The 18,855-nt window shown below is 61.8% G+C and carries 21 protein-coding genes; 10 read left to right on the top strand and 11 right to left on the bottom strand.

Annotated elements, in window-relative coordinates:
• Positions 1 to 404 precede the first annotated feature (404 nt).
• Complete coding sequence (locus H6B31_RS09750; RefSeq protein WP_204898338.1) at positions 405 to 650, top strand: helix-turn-helix domain-containing protein; 246 nt, start codon at positions 405 to 407, stop codon at positions 648 to 650.
• Positions 637 to 795 carry a ribbon-helix-helix domain-containing protein gene (locus tag H6B31_RS09745; protein WP_204898337.1) on the top strand — a complete coding sequence of 53 codons (159 nt, stop codon included), beginning with the start codon at positions 637 to 639 and terminating at the stop codon, positions 793 to 795. Before H6B31_RS09750 ends, H6B31_RS09745 begins: the two co-directional genes overlap by 14 nt.
• 856 nt (positions 796 to 1,651) lie before the next feature.
• Here the strand turns inward: H6B31_RS09745 and pth are convergent.
• From pth to proC, 8 genes are all read right to left on the bottom strand, one after another.
• Complete coding sequence (gene pth, locus H6B31_RS09740; RefSeq protein ID WP_204898336.1) at positions 1,652 to 2,242, bottom strand: aminoacyl-tRNA hydrolase; 591 nt, start codon at positions 2,240 to 2,242, stop codon at positions 1,652 to 1,654.
• A 68-nt stretch (positions 2,243 to 2,310) separates the two neighbouring features.
• On the bottom strand, positions 2,311 to 3,294 hold the full coding sequence (locus H6B31_RS09735) for a ribose-phosphate pyrophosphokinase (protein WP_204898335.1): 984 nt from the start codon (positions 3,292 to 3,294) through the stop codon (positions 2,311 to 2,313).
• A 117-nt stretch (positions 3,295 to 3,411) separates the two neighbouring features.
• Positions 3,412 to 4,083 carry a DapH/DapD/GlmU-related protein gene (locus H6B31_RS09730; protein ID WP_242972816.1) on the bottom strand — a complete coding sequence of 224 codons (672 nt, stop codon included), beginning with the start codon at positions 4,081 to 4,083 and terminating at the stop codon, positions 3,412 to 3,414.
• 220 nt (positions 4,084 to 4,303) lie between these two features.
• Complete coding sequence (locus tag H6B31_RS09725; RefSeq protein WP_204898334.1) at positions 4,304 to 4,819, bottom strand: HD domain-containing protein; 516 nt, start codon at positions 4,817 to 4,819, stop codon at positions 4,304 to 4,306.
• A gap of 173 nt (positions 4,820 to 4,992) precedes the next feature.
• Entirely contained in the window at positions 4,993 to 6,249 is a 1,257-nt protein-coding gene (locus tag H6B31_RS09720; protein ID WP_204898333.1) for a glutamate-5-semialdehyde dehydrogenase, read from the bottom strand.
• Positions 6,250 to 6,463: 214 nt separating this feature from the next.
• Positions 6,464 to 6,796, bottom strand: a complete 333-nt coding sequence (locus tag H6B31_RS09715; RefSeq protein WP_087291295.1) for a hypothetical protein — start codon at positions 6,794 to 6,796, stop codon at positions 6,464 to 6,466.
• 577 nt (positions 6,797 to 7,373) lie between these two features.
• On the bottom strand, positions 7,374 to 8,141 hold the full coding sequence (proB, locus tag H6B31_RS09710; RefSeq protein WP_204898332.1) for a glutamate 5-kinase: 768 nt from the start codon (positions 8,139 to 8,141) through the stop codon (positions 7,374 to 7,376).
• 42 nt (positions 8,142 to 8,183) lie between these two features.
• The gene (gene proC / locus H6B31_RS09705) at positions 8,184 to 8,987 is read right to left on the bottom strand and encodes a pyrroline-5-carboxylate reductase (protein ID WP_204898331.1); all 804 of its coding nucleotides are present in this window, start codon (positions 8,985 to 8,987) and stop codon (positions 8,184 to 8,186) included.
• 211 nt (positions 8,988 to 9,198) lie between these two features.
• Here proC and H6B31_RS09700 point away from each other — a divergent pair, with 211 nt between their 5' ends.
• Positions 9,199 to 9,522: a PadR family transcriptional regulator gene (locus tag H6B31_RS09700; protein ID WP_204898330.1), complete on the top strand. Its 324-nt coding sequence runs from the start codon at positions 9,199 to 9,201 to the stop codon at positions 9,520 to 9,522.
• Positions 9,519 to 10,889 carry a DUF2812 domain-containing protein gene (locus H6B31_RS09695; protein WP_204898329.1) on the top strand — a complete coding sequence of 457 codons (1,371 nt, stop codon included), beginning with the start codon at positions 9,519 to 9,521 and terminating at the stop codon, positions 10,887 to 10,889. Before H6B31_RS09700 ends, H6B31_RS09695 begins: the two co-directional genes overlap by 4 nt.
• Positions 10,890 to 10,955: 66 nt before the next feature.
• Here H6B31_RS09695 and H6B31_RS09690 read toward each other — a convergent pair whose 3' ends face one another.
• Genes H6B31_RS09690 through H6B31_RS09680 form a run of 3 tightly spaced genes read right to left on the bottom strand, consistent with a single transcriptional unit; the run spans position 10,956 to position 12,365 of the window.
• A complete protein-coding gene (locus tag H6B31_RS09690) occupies positions 10,956 to 11,669 on the bottom strand; it encodes a DUF6442 family protein (protein ID WP_204898328.1) in 714 nt (237 codons plus the stop codon).
• A 44-nt stretch (positions 11,670 to 11,713) separates the two neighbouring features.
• On the bottom strand, positions 11,714 to 12,148 hold the full coding sequence (locus H6B31_RS09685; RefSeq protein ID WP_204898327.1) for a hypothetical protein: 435 nt from the start codon (positions 12,146 to 12,148) through the stop codon (positions 11,714 to 11,716).
• Positions 12,132 to 12,365, bottom strand: a complete 234-nt coding sequence (locus H6B31_RS09680; RefSeq protein ID WP_204898326.1) for a helix-turn-helix transcriptional regulator — start codon at positions 12,363 to 12,365, stop codon at positions 12,132 to 12,134. Before H6B31_RS09680 ends, H6B31_RS09685 begins: the two co-directional genes overlap by 17 nt.
• 368 nt (positions 12,366 to 12,733) lie before the next feature.
• On the opposite strand from H6B31_RS09680, the gene hrcA reads away from it, so the two are divergent.
• From hrcA to H6B31_RS09650, 6 genes are all read left to right on the top strand, one after another.
• On the top strand, positions 12,734 to 13,807 hold the full coding sequence (gene hrcA, locus H6B31_RS09675; RefSeq protein WP_204898325.1) for a heat-inducible transcriptional repressor HrcA: 1,074 nt from the start codon (positions 12,734 to 12,736) through the stop codon (positions 13,805 to 13,807).
• A 17-nt stretch (positions 13,808 to 13,824) separates the two neighbouring features.
• Positions 13,825 to 14,406 (top strand): nucleotide exchange factor GrpE, encoded by a 582-nt coding sequence (gene grpE, locus H6B31_RS09670; protein WP_204898324.1) that lies wholly within the window; start codon positions 13,825 to 13,827, stop codon positions 14,404 to 14,406.
• 28 nt (positions 14,407 to 14,434) lie between these two features.
• Complete coding sequence (locus H6B31_RS09665; RefSeq protein ID WP_204898323.1) at positions 14,435 to 14,572, top strand: hypothetical protein; 138 nt, start codon at positions 14,435 to 14,437, stop codon at positions 14,570 to 14,572.
• Between the two features lie 42 nt (positions 14,573 to 14,614).
• Positions 14,615 to 16,453 (top strand): molecular chaperone DnaK, encoded by a 1,839-nt coding sequence (gene dnaK, locus H6B31_RS09660; RefSeq protein ID WP_204898322.1) that lies wholly within the window; start codon positions 14,615 to 14,617, stop codon positions 16,451 to 16,453.
• 182 nt (positions 16,454 to 16,635) lie between these two features.
• On the top strand, positions 16,636 to 17,799 hold the full coding sequence (gene dnaJ / locus H6B31_RS09655; protein ID WP_204898321.1) for a molecular chaperone DnaJ: 1,164 nt from the start codon (positions 16,636 to 16,638) through the stop codon (positions 17,797 to 17,799).
• 171 nt (positions 17,800 to 17,970) lie between these two features.
• Positions 17,971 to 18,582 (top strand): hypothetical protein, encoded by a 612-nt coding sequence (locus H6B31_RS09650; protein WP_204898320.1) that lies wholly within the window; start codon positions 17,971 to 17,973, stop codon positions 18,580 to 18,582.
• Positions 18,583 to 18,855: the final 273 nt, after the last annotated feature.

Here is an 18,855-nt window from a genome sequence, read left to right as displayed (position 1 = left end):
GGGGATGGCTCAGGATGAGCGCTCCGCGCTCATATTCGCCCTCCCCCTAGAACCCCCATTACGGGGGACGCGTACCTGTGAGAGGAAGCAAAATTTCCGGCGCGCAAAATCTGAGTGGCACTCTAAACTCCCGCCGGGCCACTGGGCCCTGGCGTCCCCAAAATTGCATTCGGTGCGATTCAACTTCTGCGCCTGACTTTACTGAGCTAACGGGACTGGTGCAAAATTTGTCGTAGGGCGCGCCGTTTTAGGGAGACCTCTCCGTAGGGGCGGCACACCGGGCCGCCCGCTTTTTAGGACCGTCGAAAATCATAAGAATCACCTCAAAATTATTTTAGCCTAAAACAGGTTAAAATTCAATACCCTATTTTAGATTATGCCATAATCAAATACGGGTGATAGAAATGTATTCCAGAATCCGAGAACTGCGGAAAGAGTTGGGGTTGTCTCAAGAAAAGATGGCCAAGCGCCTGGGGATGTCCCAGACGGGTTACTCCAAGTATGAGACGGGAGAAAACGATGTCCCCACCCATGTGTTGATTGCGCTGGCCGAGATTTTCCAGACTAGTGTGGACTATCTGCTGGATCTTACGGATATTTCTAGACCGTATCCCAGAGGAGAGGGGAGGCATTCGCATGGCAAAGACTGACACACAGATCAGTGTACGTATTACCAATGAATTTAAGGCACGGTTAGAGTGCCAGGCGGAGAAGGAGCGCCGCAGTGTCTCCAATTTGATCATAAAAGTGATGGAGGAGTACCTGGACAGCCAGGAGGAACCTTCGGAGAGCTGAGGGCATTTCCCCTCAAACAGACAGCGCCGGACAGGAGCGGAATGCTCTTGTCCGGTGCTGGTGTTTTCATGAAACGGCGGGCGGCCACATGGTGCTGCCCCTACGGCGAATAAAGAGGCGGGTGCGTTCTTCACGTAGGGGCGGTCCGAGACCGGCCCGCGGGAGGGGCAAGCCCCTCCCCTACAGTTTTCAAGAGACTCTTCCGGGATTGGGTAGGGGAGGCCCTTTGGGCCTCCCGTCGTTAACGGACCAAGTACCGTTGGTTTGGCAGAGCCAGGCGCTGTTGTGGAACCGCGCCAGCGGCAATTTTTGCAAACTCAGGGCCCAGTGGCCCGGATTGAATTGCGGAAAGTCACTCAAATTTTGCGCGCCGGAAATGATGCAACAACGAACAGGAGCGCGTCCCTCGTAATGGGGGTTCGGGGCCGACTCCCCCTGTCAGGGGGAGATGGCCCGAAGGGCCAGAGGGGGTAGGGTAGGCGACTATGAGCACGGAGTGCTCATCTGGAGCCGTCCCCGGCGGCGTTTTGGCTAATCTCCCGTCCCTCCCGGCGAAGCCCAGCGAAGTGGGTTCGCCGGGAAGAGGAGGAGCAAGGGAGCGGGCGCAGTTTTCGCCGCCAGGCGGAAACGGAGACAAGCGGACTTTGCGACGACGAGCCGCCATGGGCAAAGTAGGTCGCCGCCCGCAGGCGGCGAAATTCCCCTGTGCACGATGAGTTCAATCCGAATTTTGTCCCCTCATCCGTCACGGCTGCGCCGTGCCACCTTCCCCCTAGGGGGAAGGCTGAGAGGGGAGAGGCGAAACGAAGTTTCGCACAAAATTCTTTTGCCTACTTTTCTTTTCAAGAAAAGTAGGTCAGTTGAAGCGGTTCATGGCCCGGTCGGCGCCCTCTTTCAGGATGCACTCCACGGCGTCGGCGGCCCGCTTCACCGCCTCGTCCATGACCTTTTTGTCCTCCCCCTGGAACTTGCCCAGCACCCAGTCGGCCAGGTCGTAGTCGGGGTGAGGCTTCTGGCCCACGCCCACCCGGACCCGGGGAAACTGGTCGGTGCCCAGGTGCTGGATGATGTTTTTCAGGCCGTTGTGCCCCCCGGCGGAGCCTTTGGTGCGGATGCGGAGCTTGCCCGGGTCCAGGGCGGTGTCGTCGGAGATCACCAGAATGCGCTCCGGGGGAATTTTATAAAAATCCGCCGCCGGGCGCACCGCCTCCCCGGACAGGTTCATATAAGTGACCGGCTTCATCACCAGCACCTTCTCCCCGGAGATGGTGAGGAGGTTGGTGAGGGCCTTGAACTTCAGCTTCTGAACCGGGGCGTTCTGCCGCTCGGCCAGCTCGTCCACCACCTGGAAGCCCACATTGTGGCGGGTATTTTCGTACTTCTCCCCGGGGTTGCCCAGGCCCACAATGAGCCAGGAGGCCCCGCCGGAGTTTTTTTGAAAGAACATCGTCGTCCTCCCTATTCAGACAAAAATCAGGGGCGGGCCGAACGCCCGCCCCCAAAATAAATGCTTATTTAAGAGAACAGCCGGGAAACGGAGGTCTCCTCGTAGATGTGGCTGATGGCCTCAGCGAACAGGTGGGCCACAGAGATGTAGCGGATCTTGTCGCACTTTACGCCGGGCTTGGGGGGAATGGTGTCCAGGAAGACCACCTCGTCCAGCACGCTGTCAGAGATGCGCTGAACGGCGGGACCGGAGAGCAGGCCGTGGGTGGCGCAGGCAGTGACGCTCTTGGCCTTGCCGATGTCCACCAGGGCCTTGGCGGCGTGGCACAGGGAACCGCCGGTGTCCACCATGTCGTCCAGAAGGATGACGTGCTTGTCCCGCACATCGCCGATGATGTTCATAACCTCGGAGGAGTTGGCCTTCTGACGGCGCTTGTCCACGATGGCCAGCGGCATAGCCAGCTTCTGAGCGAAGGCGCGGGCCCGGGCCACGGAGCCCACGTCGGGGGAGACCACCATGGTCTCGTCCTGGATGGCCGCATACTTGCGGAAGAACTCGTTGACGAACAGGGGAGAGCCCAGCAGGTTGTCCACCGGGATGTCGAAGAAGCCCTGGATCTGGTTGGCGTGCAGGTCCATGGTCAGCACCCGGTCGGCGCCGGCGCGGGTGATCAGGTTGGCCACCAGCTTGGCGGAAATGGGGTCGCGGGGCTTGGTCTTCCGGTCCTGGCGGGCGTAGCCGAAATAGGGGATCACCGCGGTGATCCGCCCGGCGGAGGCGCGCTTCAGGGCGTCGATCATGATGAGCAGCTCCATGAGGGCGTCGTTGACGGTGTGGGACACTCCGTCCTTCTCAAAGGGGCAGGTGGACTGAACCACAAACACGTCCGAGCCGCGGACGGTCTCATAGATGGAGGCGTAGTTCTCGCCATCGGCGAAGGAGCCCACCTCCGCGTTGCCCAGGGGGACGCCCAACTCCTGGCAGATGGCCTTGGCCAGCTCCGGGTTGGAATTGCCGGTAAAAATTTTGATGCTTTTCCCGTGTGTGATCATACTCAACTTCCTTCCGTAATTGCGAGCGCGCCCGGGGGCCGGGCGCCCTCTTTTTCCTTTCTCTGCAGTGCGGGGGATATTTATCAGACCGAATATGGAACCACAAAAGCGCGGGGGCTACTTGGCGTCCTTCTTGGCCCGATGGGCGGCGGCCCAGCCGGGCTTTGCCACCTGCCGGGCCCGGGCAATGGCCAAGGCGTCCGGCTCTACGTCCTGAGTGATGGTGGAGCCGGCGGCGGTGTAGGCGCCATCCCCAATGTGGACGGGGGAGACCAGATTGGTGTTGCAGCCGATAAAGCAGTGGTCCCCAATGGTGGAGCGGTACTTCCGGTTGCCGTCGTAGTTGACCAGCACCGTGCCGCAGCCAAAGTTGACCTTCCGTCCCACGTCGGCGTCGCCCACATAGGTCAGGTGGGAGATCTTGGTCCCCTCACCGATGGTGGAGTTTTTCAGCTCCACAAAGTCGCCCACCTTCACGTCTGCGCCCACATGGCAGTTGGGGCGGATGTAGGCGAAGGGCCCCACGTGGGCGCCGGAGTCAATGGTGCTCTCGTTGCACTGGGAGGAGTTGATGGTCACTCCGTCTCCCACGGTGCAGTCCACCAGCATGGTGTTGGGGCCGATCTCACAGTTGGCGCCCACCACCGTTCTGCCCCGCAGGATAGTCCCCGGGAGCAACAGGGTCCCAGGTCCCACGGTGACGCTCTCTTCCACATAGACCGTATCCGGGTCCATCATCTTTACGCCGGAGTCCAGCAGGGCCTGGCGCTTGGCAGAAAAATCCTCCATGAACGGATTACCTCCTGATATCATCAAAACAGCCGGGCCAGCGGGTCCGGGCGGCGCGGGAACTGCGCTAGTAAAGACATTATAGCATATTAACAGGGAAATTTTGAGTGGACAAGAAAAAAATTTTTAAATTTAAGCGATTTTTTCATTTTTGTGCAAAATTGCTCACAGCACAGGAGACCGCCGCCCCAGTTGTACTGGGACGGCGGTCAAATGTCCGTCAGCAGGGGGCGGGCATGGGTTCGCCCTTCTCCAGAAGGGGCTCCACGCCCATCTGCTCCCGCAGACGGCCGGGGTGATAGATGCGCGCCAGCTCCAGGGCGGCGCAAAAGGTGTCCACCAGGTCCACCAGCCAGGCCTCCCGGGAGCGGGGCAGCTGGCCGCCCAGCGGCCACATGTGAGACAGGATGATGTTGCGCTCCTTGTCGGAGAGCGCGGTGAGCTCCGCCGCGTTGCGGGCCGCGGCGCGGGGGTGGTCGAAGCACTGAAGGCCGGGGTGGGCGGACTTGTCCTTGGAGTCGTATAAATACAGATCATGGAGCAGTCCGCCCCGGGCGGCGGCGGCCTCGTCCCACCCGAATTTCCGGGCGGCACGGTAGGACCAGTAGGCCACAAACAGGGAGTGATCCAAAGTGGTAATGTGTCCATGATGGTTCCAGCGGCCCATGCTTCGTACCTGCTCCGAGGCCAGAAGCTCCCGGGTGGTGCGGCAGAACTCGTTGAGATGGTGGTTCAATGGAATCAGTCCTTTCTGAAAACGGCAGGGGTGAATGGGACTATACACAGCTCCGGAGGCGCGGGTCCCGGGGAACTGGTATCAAAAAATGGGGAGACTGGCTCCATTGTACGCCGGAACGCACAGCCTGTCAGCCGGAAAACCTTGGAAACCGTCGAGAGGAGCCGGGAAAGTCAGCGGACCTGTCCGGTCCCCCGCACCACGTACTTGTAGGTGCACAGCTCCGCCAGGCCCATGGGGCCCCGGGCGTGGAGCTTCTGGGTGGAGATGCCCATCTCGCAGCCCAGTCCGAACTCCCCCCCGTCGGTGAAGCGGGTGGAGGCGTTCCAATAGACCGCGGCGGAGTCCACCTGGGCCAGGAACCGCTTTGCGGCCTCCTCGTCGGCGGTGACGATGGCGTCCGAGTGGCCGGTGGAGTGGGCGGCGATATGGGCGACAGCCGCGTCCACTCCGTCCACCACCTTGACGGCCAGCACATAGTCCAAAAACTCGGTGTCAAAGTCCTCGGGACCGGCGTGGGTGCCGGAGATGATCTGGGCGGCAGCCTGATCCAGGCGCAGCTCCACGGGGATGGCCCCCTGGGCGCTCCGCCGGTCCACCAGGCGCTCCCGCAGCTTGGGGAGGAATTCTTCCGCGACGGCCCGGTCCACCAGGCACACCTCGGCGGCGTTGCACACTGAGGGCCGGGAGCACTTGGCATTTTCCACAATGTTCAGGGCCATCTCCTGGTCGGCAGCTCTGTCCACATAGATGTGGCAGATGCCGGTGCCCGTCTCGATCACAGGGACGGTGGCGTTGTCCACGCAGGCCCGGATGAGACCGGCGCCCCCGCGGGGGATGAGCAGGTCCACATATCCGGTGGCGGTCATCAGCTCATTGGAGGAGGCGCGGGTGGTGTCCTCCACCAGCTGAAGGGCGTCCTCGGGCAGGCCGGCGGCAGACAGGCCCTCCTTCAGGGCGGCCACAATGGCGGCGGCAGAGCGGTGGGCCTCCTTGCCGCCCCGGAGCACGCAGGCAGAGCCCGCCTTCAGGGCCAGGGCGGCGGCGTCGCTGGTGACGTTGGGGCGGCTCTCATAGATGATGGCGATGACCCCCATGGGGACGGCGGTCTTCTCCACCACGATGCCGCTGGGGCGCTCCACCCGGTTCAGGACGGCGCCCGCCGGGTCGGGGAGCTCCACCACCTCCCGGATGCCCTTGGCCATGCCGGCGATCCGGTCCGGGTTCAGGGCCAGCCGGTCCAGCATGACGGAGGAGATGGTCCCACGGGCGGCGTCCAGGTCCAGCTGGTTGGCGGCCAGGATCTCCGCCTGGTGCCGCTCCAGGGCGTCCGCCATGGCGGACAGAGCCTTGTTCTTTGTCTCAGTGCTGGCCAGAGCCATGGCGGTCTTGGCGCCCTTGGCTTTCTGGAGCAGTTCTTGCGTAGTCATAGGTGGTCACCTTCTTTTGATTGATCGTTTAAAATGTTTCGTAAACGGGGGGCCGTCGAGGACGCCGGCCCCTACGGGATATACGTCTCCCTCGACCTTCCCCCTGGGGGGAAGGTGCCGAACGGAGTGAGGCGGATGAGGGGGCAGTCGACGCCCGGCGGCCACGACAAATCGTGGCCCTACAGAGAGGAGCAGCCGTGGGAAAATCACAGGTTCACGCCTTGTGCCCGGTCCGCTGCTCTAAAAGCCTCCGGACCCCACGGTGTACATCCGGCGGATAGTCCGGGTCCGCGAGAATGGCCCGCAGCTCCTTCTCCGACGCCGTGGCGTACAGGCGCATGGCGTTTTCCTCCAGCGACTCCTCCGCCGGAAGTTCGGGGAGGTAAAACTCCACCTTCCGGCAGTCGGGGCAGACGTATACGTCCACCTGGGTAAACTCAGTGGAGGACTCCAGAAAGAACGGACTTCCGTTCATGTGCAGCGCCTGACGGCCGGAAAACTTCATCACGCCCCCGCAGGTACAGCGTCTTTCCCGATCAGCAGTCATAAGAATCCTCCATTCAGACGGCAGGTTGAAACCCGGGCGGAGAGACTCCGGGCGGCCCGGGTGTGCCGCCCCTATAGGAAATAACGGACCGTGCCAAAGAACCGCGGGAGGGGCAAGCCCCTCCCCTACGGGGGTATAAGAAGGCCTTCCAGGTCTGTGTAGGGGAGGCCCTTGGGCCTCCCGCCAAGATTTGCACCAGCAGCGTTGGCTCGGCAAAGCCAGGCGCACAAATGGAATCGCACCAGCGGCAATTTTTGCAAACCCAGGGCCCAGTGGCCCGGCGGGAATTTAGACCAGCCACTCAGATTTTGCGCGCCGGAAATTTCTTGCCCGGCCCAAGGGTTAACCCCCGTAAACGGGGTCCGGGGAAAGCGGTCCTATGGACCTAGGCGAAGCGGAGCGGAGCCGTAGTCCATCGGCCGCGTCCCCGGCGATCCTCAAGGTGAATTGCCCCGAAGGGGCAAGAGAAGGTGGCCTGGGCCATTGGTTTCTTTCCCATCGTTGGGAAAGAAACCCGCCCCGCAGGGCGGAACCCTGCCCGCCGCCGGGGCGGCGAAATCCCCCCCACATAAATAAATTACTTCTTCCCGATAAACCGGGTCCCCACAGCCTTCCCCTCGGCGATGTCGTAGAGGACCTCAGGGTGTTCCCCGTTGGTGATAATCATGTCGCAGCCCACTTCAGCCACCATCTTGGCGGCCCGGAGTTTGGTGGCCATCCCTCCGGTGGCCAGGCCGGAGCCCACGCCGCCGGCCAGGGCCTCGATCTCCGGGGTGACCTCCTCCACCACGGGGATCAGCTTGGCGCTGGGGTTCTTCCGGGGGTCGGCGGTGTACAGGCCCTCGATGTCACTGAGCAGGACCAGCAGATCGGCCTTGACGCACCGGGCCACAATGGCCCCCAGGGTGTCGTTGTCGCCCACCTTGATCTCAGCGGTGGCCACGGTGTCGTTCTCGTTGATGATGGGCAGGGAGCCCAGCTCCAGCAGGCGCTCCATGGTGTTCTCGAAGTTCTCCCGGCGCTCGGAGTGCTCCACGTCCTCTCCGGTGAGGAGGATCTGGGCCACCGTGTGGTTATACTGTAAAAACAGCCGGTCGTAGGTGTACATGAGTTCACACTGGCCCACGGCGGCGGCGGCCTGCTTGGTGGGCATGTCGCTGGGCTTGCCGGGCAGGTTCAGCTTGCCCACCCCCATGCCAATGGCGCCGGAGGACACCAGGATCATCTCATGTCCCGCGTTTTTCAGGTCGCTGAGGACCTTCACCAGGTCCTCCACATGGCGGATGTTCATGCGCCCGGTGGAGTGGGCCAGGGTGGAGGTGCCGACTTTTACCACGATTCTCATATCAGAAAAACCCCTTTCAGGCAGTTTATGCAGGGACGGAAGTCAGTTTCCCATGGAGATGGTCTTATCGTAGGCGGCAATGACCGCCTCCATGGCGGCGGAGCGGAAACCCTTTGCCTCCAGAGCGCGCACCCCCTGGATGGTGGTGCCGCCGGGGGAGCAGACCCCGTCTTTCAGGACTCCGGGGTGGGCATGCTGCTCCAGCATCAGTTTGGCGGTGCCCTCCACCATCTGGGCCGCATAGGCCAGAGCTTTGGCCCGGGGCAGGCCGCAGGCCACCCCGCCGTCGGCCAGAGCCTCAATGAACAGGGAGCAGAAGGCGGGGCCGCAGCCGGACACGGCGCTGGCGGCGTTGAGCTGGGCCGGTTCGATCCGGTCCACCAGGCCCGCGGGGGAGAGCAGGGCCTGGAAGGCGTCCAGCTCCTCCTGGGCGGTGCCCAGGCCGTAATACTGGACCACGCCCGCCCCCACCGCCACCGGGGTGTTGGGCATGAAGCAAATCACCGGGTACTCGTCCCCGGCCATAGCCTGGATGCGCTGGGCGTCCAGACCGGCGGCCATGGAGGCCAGCACGAAGCGGTCGCTCCGGGCGGCCAGGATGGGGGCGATGGACTCCAGCATCCCGGCCATCATCTGGGGCTTTACCCCCAGGAAAATCAGCGAACAGGTGCGGGCCACCGTCTCGTTGTCGGAGGCCTGGCACCCCAGGTCCTTGGCCAGGGCCTCCGCCTTGGCGGGGGTGCGGTTGGAGAGCAGAATGGAGGCCCCTGGGGCCCCCTTGACTACGGCCCGGGCCACGGCGGCCCCCATGGTGCCGGTGCCGATGAATCCGATGGTATTGAACATGTGCGTTCCTCCTTCTGTTCCAGGGGAACAGACTTTTCTACATCTTTATCATAACACTTCTTTCAATCAAAAGAAAGAGAAATCTCAAATTATAAGAGCGGCCCAGGGCGCACAAAAGGGGGGAGAGAAGAAAAGATGTTCTTGACTTTCTCGATATTCGAGCTAAAATAAAATTACAGAAACTCGATGATCGAGAAATGGAGGTGTGGAGATGCCCAGAGAGCGGTTCAAGACCCTCACCGAGCAGATGTTTTATATCCTGCTCTGCCTGAACCAGGAGCGCCGGGGGGTGGAGATTCTGGAGATGGTCCGCACCCTGACGGCGGGCCGGGTGAGCATCGGCTCGGGGACCCTCTACGACCTGCTGGAGCAGTTCACCGCCGAGGGGATGATCCAGGAGGGAAGGGCGGAGGGCCGCCGGCGCAGCTATATCATCACGGAGAAGGGGTGGCAGATGCTGGACCGGGAGTACCGGCGCATCCGGTCCCAGGCCGCCGACTATGAGCACCTGCTTGGAAAGGAGGAGCCTCTATGAGCACTGTGAAGCGGACTTTGGTCAACGTTTCCTTTTACGATTCGGAAGCCATCCAGCAAAAGCTGGAACAGATGGCCGCCCGGGGCTGGATGATCCAAAAGGCGGGCAATCTGTTCTGGACCTATACGAAGATCCCGCCCCAGAAGCTCCGGTTTGCCGTGACCTATTTCCCCGGGGCCTCGGAGTTTGACCCCAGACCCAGCGAGAAGCAGCTGGAGAAGGAGGAGCTGTGCGCCCAGGACGGGTGGCGGCTGGTGCTGCGGTGGGACGCCATGCAGATCTTCTGCACCGACCGGGAGGACGCCGTCCCCATCGACACCGACCCGGTGCCCCAGGTGGACAACATCCACCGGACCATGAAGAAAAAGGTGCTGGTGGGCCAGGTGGCCGTCGCCCTTCTGGTCCTCTGGTCCCTGTACCTGCAGCTGTCCCAGCTGTGGCGGGACCCGGTGGATTACCTCTCCGACGCCAGCCAGCTCTTTACCATCCTCCTCTGGCTGCTGCTCCTGCTGATGACGATCTGGGAGCTGATCTTCTACTTCCGCTGGGAGCGGCGGGCCAAGGAGGCGGCGGAACACGGCGTCTTTCTGCCGGTCCGGGCCCACCCCTGGCTCTCCTGGGCGGCAGTGGGCTTGGCCACTGTATTTCTGATCCTCTCCTTCTCGGCCAGCAGCAGCCACCTCCTGTTCCTGCTCTCCGCGGCGGTGGTTACGGCAGTCCCCACCCTCCTGGCCCGCTGGATGCTGGGGGCGCTGAAGCGCCGGGGCGTCTCCCGCTGGGTCAACCTGGCGGTGACCTGCGCCGCCATTTTTGTCCTGGTCATCGCGGGGACCGGCGTGATCGTGGCGGCCAGCCTCCGGGGCTGGCTCCCACTGGGGGAGGAGAGCCAGCCGGTGGGACAGTATGACTGGGACGGGCTGACCATGGACATCTACGACGACCCCCTCCCCCTGGAGGTGGAGGAACTGGTCCAGGTGGACGCCCGCTGGTCCAAGGAGGCCCGGCTCCAGAAGAGCCCCCTTCTGGCCTATGGGGACTACCGGCAGGACCTGCTGTTTACTGAGGAGATCCAGGGATATGAGCTCCGCTATGAGATCACCGACGTGAAGGTCCCGTTCCTCTACGATTTTGTTAAGGATGGGTTCATCCGCGACAACCAGGACGAAGTTCTGGAAAAGTACCTGATACCGGTGGACCCCGCCCCCTGGGAGGCGGAGGAGGTCTATCAGGTTTCCTGGAGGGACGGGGTTCTGGACGACAACTATCTGGTCTGCTGGGAGAAGCGCATCGTGGAAATCAAATTCTACTGGACGCCCACCCGAGAACAAATCCAAATTGCGGCGGAGCGGCTGAGGCCGGGGCTGTAGCGCGTAGCCGCCCATCCTCTGTTTCAGCAGAGGATGGGCGGCATGTATTTTAGAGGAGGTAAGCGGTCACGCCGCCGGTTTCAGCTTCAGAAGTTTCCGCAGCAGCTTCTCCCGATCCCGGTTGAGCTTACCAAGGGTATAGGTCAGGCCCGCGGCCAGCAGCACCAGGGCCAGACGCTCCGGGGCGGGAAAGCCCAGAAGCTGAAACAGGGGGACGCTGAGGATGGACACCAGCACCATGGCCAGGGACAGCATCCCGCCCAGCCGCACCAGCAGGCCCAGGGTGGAGATGGACTGGAAGTAGCGCTCCCACTTGTCCTCGTTCATGCGGCTCCACCTTCCTTTTACAAATAGGAATGCCAGGAACAGCGCCAGAAATACCAGCCCCGCCAGGGAGATGAGCAGGCAGGACAGCACGGCGAAGCCGATCAGCCGGCCGATGGAGAACAGGCCGCCCTCCTGCCCCTGGATCAGATACCAGCCCAGCAGGGCCAGGGCGGCCGCCCCGGACGGCAGGGCCAGGACCAGGTACAGGCGCTTGCCGTCCGCCGCGAACCGGGAGAAGTGCTGGACGGCCCAGCTCAGAGGGGTGAGGGCCAGCAGAGGGGCCCAGGCGGAGTCCCCCTGGAGCAGGCAGGCCGCCGCCATCAGCAGGGAGACGGTGACCAGGACAGAGCAGGACCGGACACGGGCGGCCCGTTCCAGTTCCCGGTCCCGCTCGTCCCGGATGAGCCCCAGATCTTGAAGGGTGCGCTGTTCGGTTCGTCTTGTTCGAGACATAGGAGACACCTCACTCAATTTATATTTTTTGGATATGGATGGGGTTACAGCTTTTTCTCATAGTGCAGTCCGCAAAACAGCTCCGACAGCAGGGAGATGAACCAGACCACCCCGGACACGATCAGCATGCCGCCCAGCACCAGCTGTCCCTCCGGGTTGCGCTGGTAGGCGATAGCTCCCACGGCGCACAGAGCGCATACCCCCAGCAGCGTGTACTGGACGATAGAGAAGGCGGTGCTCTTGGTGCGCAGCTTCACCAGAATGTTCCGCTCGTCCAGCTCATCCACTCTATCCTGGAAGGAGAGGCGCTTGTCAAAGCTGCGCAGAAGCAGCCCGGGGCCGAGAAGCAGACTGAGCACACAAAACACCACCGACTTGGGCTCAATGTTCCCCCTCACCAGAAAGAGCACAATAAAAGCCGCGCCCAGTAAGGTGAAGAACAGCCCCGCGGCAAAGTTCTTCTTATGATAGATCTTCATACTTCTGATCCTCCAGTTTCAGGTTTTCCTCCAGGCAGCACAGGTCCTCCACCGCTACCCCAAACACCAGCGCCAGGCGGTAGGCCAGCATGAGGGAGGGGCTGTACTGCTCCTTTTCCAGTGAAATGATGGTGCGGGAGGAGACGTGGACCAGATCGGCCAGCTGCTGCTGGGTCATGCCGGCCGCCGTCCGAAGCTCCTTCACCCGGGTCTTCAAGCCACATCCCACCTCTCTTGTTCCATTGAATGTGAAGTTGGCTTCATGTGAAGTACACTTCATATTATAGACAGGATCACCGGCTTGTCAAGGGGGAGCGGGATAATTTTTATAGAGAAGCGGGAAAAAGCTCCAGGGCCGGCCCGGCGCCGGTTCCGAAACAGGTGAGAATCCGATGATAACTGTCTGAGAAAAATTAGCAATATAGCTAAAACTGTGCGAAAGGAACGCCGCAGCAGGTCCGATTTATTTGTTTAAAATAAATTCATAAAGTGCCTATTGACATTCCTTAGGGCGGGTGGTACAGTATATTTAGCACTCGGAGATAATGAGTGCTAAAACATTCAAATCAATCAGGAGGTGAGGGCATGGAGCTGACCAACCGGAAAAAGAGAATCCTGCGGGCCATCGTGGAGATCTATATCGCCACTGCCGAGCCGGTGGGGTCCAAAGCCGTGGCCGAGCAGGCCGGGCTGGACATCTCCTCCGCCACCATCCGAAATGAGATGGCCGACTTGACCGAGATGGGCTATCTGGAACAGCCCCACACCTCGGCCGGCCGGATTCCCTCCCCTCTGGGCTACCGGCTGTACGTCAACGAGCTCATGGGCGAGCACCGGCTGACCATGCAGGAGACTCAGCGCATCAACGACGCGCTGAACGTGAAGATGGAGGAGCTGGACCGGGTCATTGACCGGGCGGGCAAGGTGCTCTCCCAGATCAGCGACTACCCCGTCTTTACCGCCGCCGCCCCCAAGAAGCGGGTGACGGTGAAGCGGTACGACCTGCTGATGGTGGAGGAGAACGCCTTCATCGCCGTGGTGATGACGGACAGCAGCGTGGTGAAGAACAAGCTGATCCGCATGCCCGACCAGGTGTCGGACCCCCAGCTGCAGATGCTGTCCACCGTGCTGAACAACGCCTTTGTGGGGCTGACTCAGGAGGAGATGGAGGACACCCTGGACAAGATGGAGACCCGCTCCGCCCCCGGGGCCTTTGCCCTGATCTCCCTGGTGGTCCAGTTCGCCATGGAGGTCCTGAGCGAGCAGTCCAGCCAGAGCGTCCACACCCTGGGCATCACCCATCTGCTGGAGCACCCGGAGTACAGAAGCCTGGACAAGGCGAAGCCTCTGATGAACTATCTGGCGGAGGAGCACGAGTCCTCCAAGCTGCCGGTGACCCTCCAGGAGGGGCAGAACATGAATATCCTCATCGGGCCGGAGAATGTGAGCGAGGCCCTGAAGGACACCAGCGTGGTCATGGCAAGCTATGACATTGGAGATAATATGCGGGGCGTCATCGGTGTGGTCGGGCCCACCCGAATGGATTACGCCAAGGTAACGGCCCGCCTGTCCTACTTCGCCGACAGCCTCACCCGGATGTTCGGCAAGGGCGAGCTTCCCCCCGGCGACGGGGACGGCGGCGGACAGGATAAGGAATAGGAGGAGCAAGCTGATTTATGAGCAAGAAAGACAAGAAGCCGGAGGAGACCGTGGAGCAGGTCCCGACCGAGCCCCAGCAGCCGGAGGAAGTTCCGGAGGAGGCCGCGCCCCAGGAGACCCAGGCCGGCCAGAGCCAGGCGGAGACCCCCGACCCCCTGCTGACCGAGCTGGAGTCCCTGAAAAACCAGGTGGCCCAGCAGGAGGACAAATTCCTCCGCCTGGCCGCTGAGTACGACAACTACCGCCGGCGCACCGCCAAGGAGAAGGAGTCCATCTGGAGCGAGGCAAAGGCCGACGCAGCCGTGGCCTTCCTCCCGGTGTACGACAACCTGGAGCGGGCCCTGAAACAGGAGACCGCCGACGAGGCCTATAAGAAGGGCGTGGAGATGACCATGAACCAGCTCAAGTCCGTGCTGGAGAAGCTGGGCATCACCGAGATCGACGCCCTGGGAAAACCCTTTGACCCCGCCCTGCACAACGCGGTCATGCATGTGGAGGACGAGAATTTTGGCGAGAACACTGTGGCCGAGGTCTTTCAGGCCGGCTTCATGCTGGGCGAGAAGGTCATCCGGTTCGCCATGGTGAAGGTCGCCAACTGATGTGATTCGTTCCACGAAGGAGGCTGACATGAAGCACCCCTGTCACAATCGAAAGCACGGCGTGCTGCGGCGCCTGAATCCCCTGACCATGGGGCTGTGCTTTTCCGCCGGTCTGCTGTTCGCCTTCTCCTTTGTGTTCTATTTTCTCTCATGGATTCCACTTTAACTTTGTAACATAAAATTTCATTCATATTGGAGGAACAAGATTATGTCTAAGATTATTGGTATCGACTTAGGTACAACAAATAGCTGTGTGGCCGTCATGGAGGGCGGCGATCCCGTAGTTATCCCCAACGCGGAGGGCAACCGCACCACCCCGTCCGTGGTGGCCTTCTCCAAGGACGGCGAGCGTCTGGTGGGCCAGGTGGCCAAGCGCCAGGCCATCACCAACCCCGACCGGACCGTCATCTCCATCAAGCGTGAGATGGGCTCCGACTACAAGGTGACCATCGACGGCAAGAAGTACACCCCCCAGGAGATCAGCGCCATGATCCTGCAGAAGCTGAAGGCGGACGCCGAGGCCTATCTGGGCGAGAAGGTCACCGAGGCGGTCATCACCGTCCCCGCCTACTTCACCGACTCCCAGCGCCAGGCCACCAAGGACGCGGGCAAGATCGCCGGCCTGGACGTGAAGCGGATCATCAACGAGCCCACCGCCGCCGCTCTGGCCTATGGCGTGGACAAGGAGAGCGCCCAGAAGGTCATGGTGTATGACCTGGGCGGCGGCACCTTCGATGTGTCCATCCTGGACATCGACGACGGCGTCATCGAGGTGCTGGCCACCGCCGGCAACAACCGCCTGGGCGGCGACGACTTCGACAAGTGCGTCATGGACTGGATGGCCGCCGAGTTCAAGAAGACTGAGGGCATCGACCTCACCGGCGACAAGGTGGCCATGCAGCGCCTGAAGGAGGCCGCCGAGAAGGCCAAGATCGAGCTGTCCGGCGTCACCTCCACCAGCATCAACCTGCCCTATATCACCGCCGACGCCACCGGCCCCAAGCACCTGGATCTGACCCTCACCCGGGCCAAGTTCAATGAGCTGACCCACCACCTGGTGGAGGCCACCAGCGGCCCCGTGAAGCAGGCCATGAGCGATGCCGGCCTCACCGGCAGCGATATCTCCAAGGTCCTGATGGTGGGCGGCTCCAGCCGTATCCCCGCCGTTCAGGACGAGGTGAAGAAGCTCACCGGCAAGGAGGGCTTCAAGGGCATCAACCCCGACGAGTGCGTGGCTATCGGCGCGGCCCTCCAGGGCGGCGTGTTCACCGGCGACGTGAAGGACCTGCTGCTGCTGGACGTCACCCCCCTGTCCCTGGGCATCGAGACCATGGGCGGCGTGATGACCAAGCTCATCGAGCGCAACACCACCATCCCCGTGAAGAAGAGCCAGATCTTCACCACCGCCGCCGACAACCAGACCTCCGTGGAGGTCCACGTGCTCCAGGGCGAGCGTGAGATGGCCCAGTACAACAAGACCCTGGGCCGCTTCAACCTGGACGGCATTGCCCCCGCCCGCCGCGGCGTGCCTCAGATCGAGGTCACCTTCGACATCGACGCCAACGGCATCGTAAACGTGTCCGCCAAGGACCTGGGCACCGGCAAGGAGCAGCACATCACCATCACCTCCTCCACCAACATGTCCAAGGAGGACATCGACAAGGCCGTCAAGGAGGCCGAGCAGTTCGCCGCCGAGGACAAGAAGCAGCGCGAGGCCGCCGATGTGCGCAACCAGGCTGACCAGATGGTCTTCCAGACTGAGAAGACTCTGGAGGAGATGGGCGGCAAGATCGATGCCGCTGACCGCAGCAATGTAGAGTCCGCTCTGGGCAAGCTGAAGGAGACCCTGAAGGGCAATGACACCGAGGCCATCAAGAGCGCCACCGAGGAGCTCACCAAGGCCTTCTACGCCGTCAGCGAGAAGCTCTACCAGCAGAACGGCCAGCAGGCCGGCGGCCCCGACATGGGCGGCCAGGCCGGCGGAAACGACGGCGGCCCCGACGTGGTGGACGCGGACTACACCGTGGTGGACGACGACAATAAATAATGCAGAATGCAGAAATGCAGAATGCAGGAATGAATCGCATCGGAAGGATGCAGGAAGTGCTGAGCGAATGGCAGCCGCTGTTCGCTCGCCTTCCATGTCGTGCAGAAATTGGAGACGTACCCTCCATTCTGCATTCTGCATTCTGAATTTTGCATTCAATTCACCGGAGGTGAATTGGATCTATGCCAGAACAGAAACGTGATTACTATGAAGTCCTGGGCGTCAGCAAGGGCGCTTCGGACGATGAGATCAAGAAGGCCTACCGGAAGCTGGCCAAAAAGTACCATCCGGACATGAACCCCGGGGACAAGGAGGCGGAGGCCAAGTTCAAAGAGGTGAACGAGGCGTACAGCATCCTGTCCGACTCGGAGAAGCGGGCCCGCTATGACCAGTTCGGCCATGCGGGTGTGGACCCCAATTACGGGGCAGGCGGCCCGGGCGGCGGCTTCGGCGGCTTCGACATGGGGGACATCGACCTGGGCGACATCTTCGGGTCCTTCTTCGGCGGCGGCTTCGGCGGGTTTGGCGGGAGCGCCTCCTCCCGCCGGAACGGCCCCCAGAAAGGAGAGAGCCTGCGGGCCAGTCTGACCATCTCCTTCGAAGAGGCGGCCTTCGGCTGTGAGAAGGAGATCAACCTGAACCGCACTGAGGAGTGCGAGGCCTGCCACGGCTCCGGCGCGGAGCCGGGCACTACGGCGGAGACCTGTCCCGACTGCCGGGGCACCGGCGTGGTCCGGGTGCAGCAGCGCACCGGCGGCTTTGCCTTCTCCAGCACCGCCCCCTGCTCCCGCTGTCGGGGGACGGGCAAGATCATCCACACCCCCTGCAAGGCCTGCGGCGGCAGCGGCAGCGTGAAAAAGACCAAGCGGGTCACGGTCAGCATCCCCGCCGGCATCGACGACGGCCAGGCCATCTCCCTGCGGGGCCAGGGCAATGCCGGGAAGAACGGCGGCCCCGCCGGCGACCTGATCGTGGCGGTCCATGTCAAGCCCCATCCCCAGTTCCACCGGGACGGCACCACGGTGCTCTATGAGCAGCCGGTGACCTTCTACCAGGCGGTGATGGGGGCCGAGCTGGAGATCCCCACCATCGACGGCAAGGTGAAATACAATCTGCCTGCCGGGACCCAGACCGGGACCACCTTCCGCCTGCGGGGGAAGGGGATCCCGGAGCTGCGAGGCCGGGGCCGGGGCGACCAGTACGTCACCGTCCGGGTCCAGGTCCCCACCTCCCTCAACGGGGAGCAGAAGGAGGCCCTGCGGGCCTTCGCTGAGGCCATGGGCGAGGACGTTCCCGAGGAAAGTGGACTGAAGGGCTTTTTTGACAAGCATAAAAAGCGAAAGTAATGGAAAAACGGCGGTCTGGGCGGTGAAGGTCCGGGCCGCCGTTTTGTGAATAAAGAAAGAACCTTTTGAAAACAAACGGTCCGCCGCATTGACGGATTTGGTTTTCTACCCTATAATAGTGCCTCACTAGAACCATTTGATTGAACGGGAAGTAGAAAGGAGGTCATCCATATGAGACGAAGGCTTTTTTCCCTGTGTATCGGCGCCTGCGTCGTCGCCATGGCCGCATGCGGAATCCCAGCGGGGGGAACCTCCGATTCTGTGACGGGCGGGGGCGTGTCCTCTTCGCCTCCGGTGCAGTCTGAGTCGGGCTCAGACGGGGGAAGCGAGGAGAAGGCAGCCTCTGTTACGATCTATGTGGGGACAGATGGGGAATATGCGGAATTCCCCGTAGAGTATACAGGAGAGCGCCTGGAGACAGGTCAGGTTCCAGTGACTGAAGTGCTCTCTGCCATGGCAAAAATCACCGGATGGAATCTGGATTTGGCCGATCAGATTTACTCCGGCAAGGGCGGAATCACGGTTACCTTTGCGGATACGTGCACACTGCTGACCGCCGATGTGTCGGAGGAGGGGAACCAGTCGGAAACCGCGCAGCGGGATCAGCTGGTGCTGGACAGCGTCAAAAAGACCCTTCAGTGCTGGGCTGTCGATCCTGACTTGGGAGATCCGGATTCTGTGGCCGTGTGGTTCTGCGGACCCGACGGCGGCGACCTGGTTCTGGCCGGGACCGGGATCACACTCTCCAGCACGGAACCATACACCAAGTTTCCTTCCGCTTAAACGCTGGTAGACCAAGCCGGTCTACCAAATGTCTACCAGGTCTACCGCCGGGAAGCCTTGCGCGCCAAGGGTTTCCGGCGGTTTCTTTTTGCTGTTTTTGGGAGGCGGTCTACCAGATGTCTACCAAGGTAATTTTTTGAGGGAGAAACCCGCGGATTTCTCCTTCTTTTTTGCGTTTTGAGCACGTTTTGGAGCATGCAAGGGGCGTTATGCTGTCATAGTTGGAGGAAAATCCCTTTTTCTTCTAGTTTGAGGGAGCTTCTTCCTTGTTTT

Source organism: Pseudoflavonifractor capillosus (genome assembly GCF_016899775.1).
Lineage (GTDB): Bacteria > Bacillota > Clostridia > Oscillospirales > Oscillospiraceae > Lawsonibacter.
This window is presented reverse-complemented; position numbering and strand designations above follow the sequence as displayed.

Coding starts and splice junctions, on each gene's coding strand:
- H6B31_RS09750 (WP_204898338.1), top strand. CDS start 405: ATGTATTCCAGAATCCGAGAACTGCGGAAAGAGTTGGGGTTGTCTCAA.
- H6B31_RS09745 (WP_204898337.1), top strand. CDS start 637: ATGGCAAAGACTGACACACAGATCAGTGTACGTATTACCAATGAATTT.
- pth (WP_204898336.1), bottom strand. CDS start 2,242: ATGTTCTTTCAAAAAAACTCCGGCGGGGCCTCCTGGCTCATTGTGGGC.
- H6B31_RS09735 (WP_204898335.1), bottom strand. CDS start 3,294: ATGATCACACACGGGAAAAGCATCAAAATTTTTACCGGCAATTCCAAC.
- H6B31_RS09730 (WP_242972816.1), bottom strand. CDS start 4,083: ATGGAGGATTTTTCTGCCAAGCGCCAGGCCCTGCTGGACTCCGGCGTA.
- H6B31_RS09720 (WP_204898333.1), bottom strand. CDS start 6,249: ATGACTACGCAAGAACTGCTCCAGAAAGCCAAGGGCGCCAAGACCGCC.
- H6B31_RS09715 (WP_087291295.1), bottom strand. CDS start 6,796: ATGACTGCTGATCGGGAAAGACGCTGTACCTGCGGGGGCGTGATGAAG.
- proB (WP_204898332.1), bottom strand. CDS start 8,141: ATGAGAATCGTGGTAAAAGTCGGCACCTCCACCCTGGCCCACTCCACC.
- proC (WP_204898331.1), bottom strand. CDS start 8,987: ATGTTCAATACCATCGGATTCATCGGCACCGGCACCATGGGGGCCGCC.
- H6B31_RS09700 (WP_204898330.1), top strand. CDS start 9,199: ATGCCCAGAGAGCGGTTCAAGACCCTCACCGAGCAGATGTTTTATATC.
- H6B31_RS09695 (WP_204898329.1), top strand. CDS start 9,519: ATGAGCACTGTGAAGCGGACTTTGGTCAACGTTTCCTTTTACGATTCG.
- H6B31_RS09690 (WP_204898328.1), bottom strand. CDS start 11,669: ATGTCTCGAACAAGACGAACCGAACAGCGCACCCTTCAAGATCTGGGG.
- H6B31_RS09685 (WP_204898327.1), bottom strand. CDS start 12,148: ATGAAGATCTATCATAAGAAGAACTTTGCCGCGGGGCTGTTCTTCACC.
- hrcA (WP_204898325.1), top strand. CDS start 12,734: ATGGAGCTGACCAACCGGAAAAAGAGAATCCTGCGGGCCATCGTGGAG.
- grpE (WP_204898324.1), top strand. CDS start 13,825: ATGAGCAAGAAAGACAAGAAGCCGGAGGAGACCGTGGAGCAGGTCCCG.
- H6B31_RS09665 (WP_204898323.1), top strand. CDS start 14,435: ATGAAGCACCCCTGTCACAATCGAAAGCACGGCGTGCTGCGGCGCCTG.
- dnaK (WP_204898322.1), top strand. CDS start 14,615: ATGTCTAAGATTATTGGTATCGACTTAGGTACAACAAATAGCTGTGTG.
- dnaJ (WP_204898321.1), top strand. CDS start 16,636: ATGCCAGAACAGAAACGTGATTACTATGAAGTCCTGGGCGTCAGCAAG.
- H6B31_RS09650 (WP_204898320.1), top strand. CDS start 17,971: ATGAGACGAAGGCTTTTTTCCCTGTGTATCGGCGCCTGCGTCGTCGCC.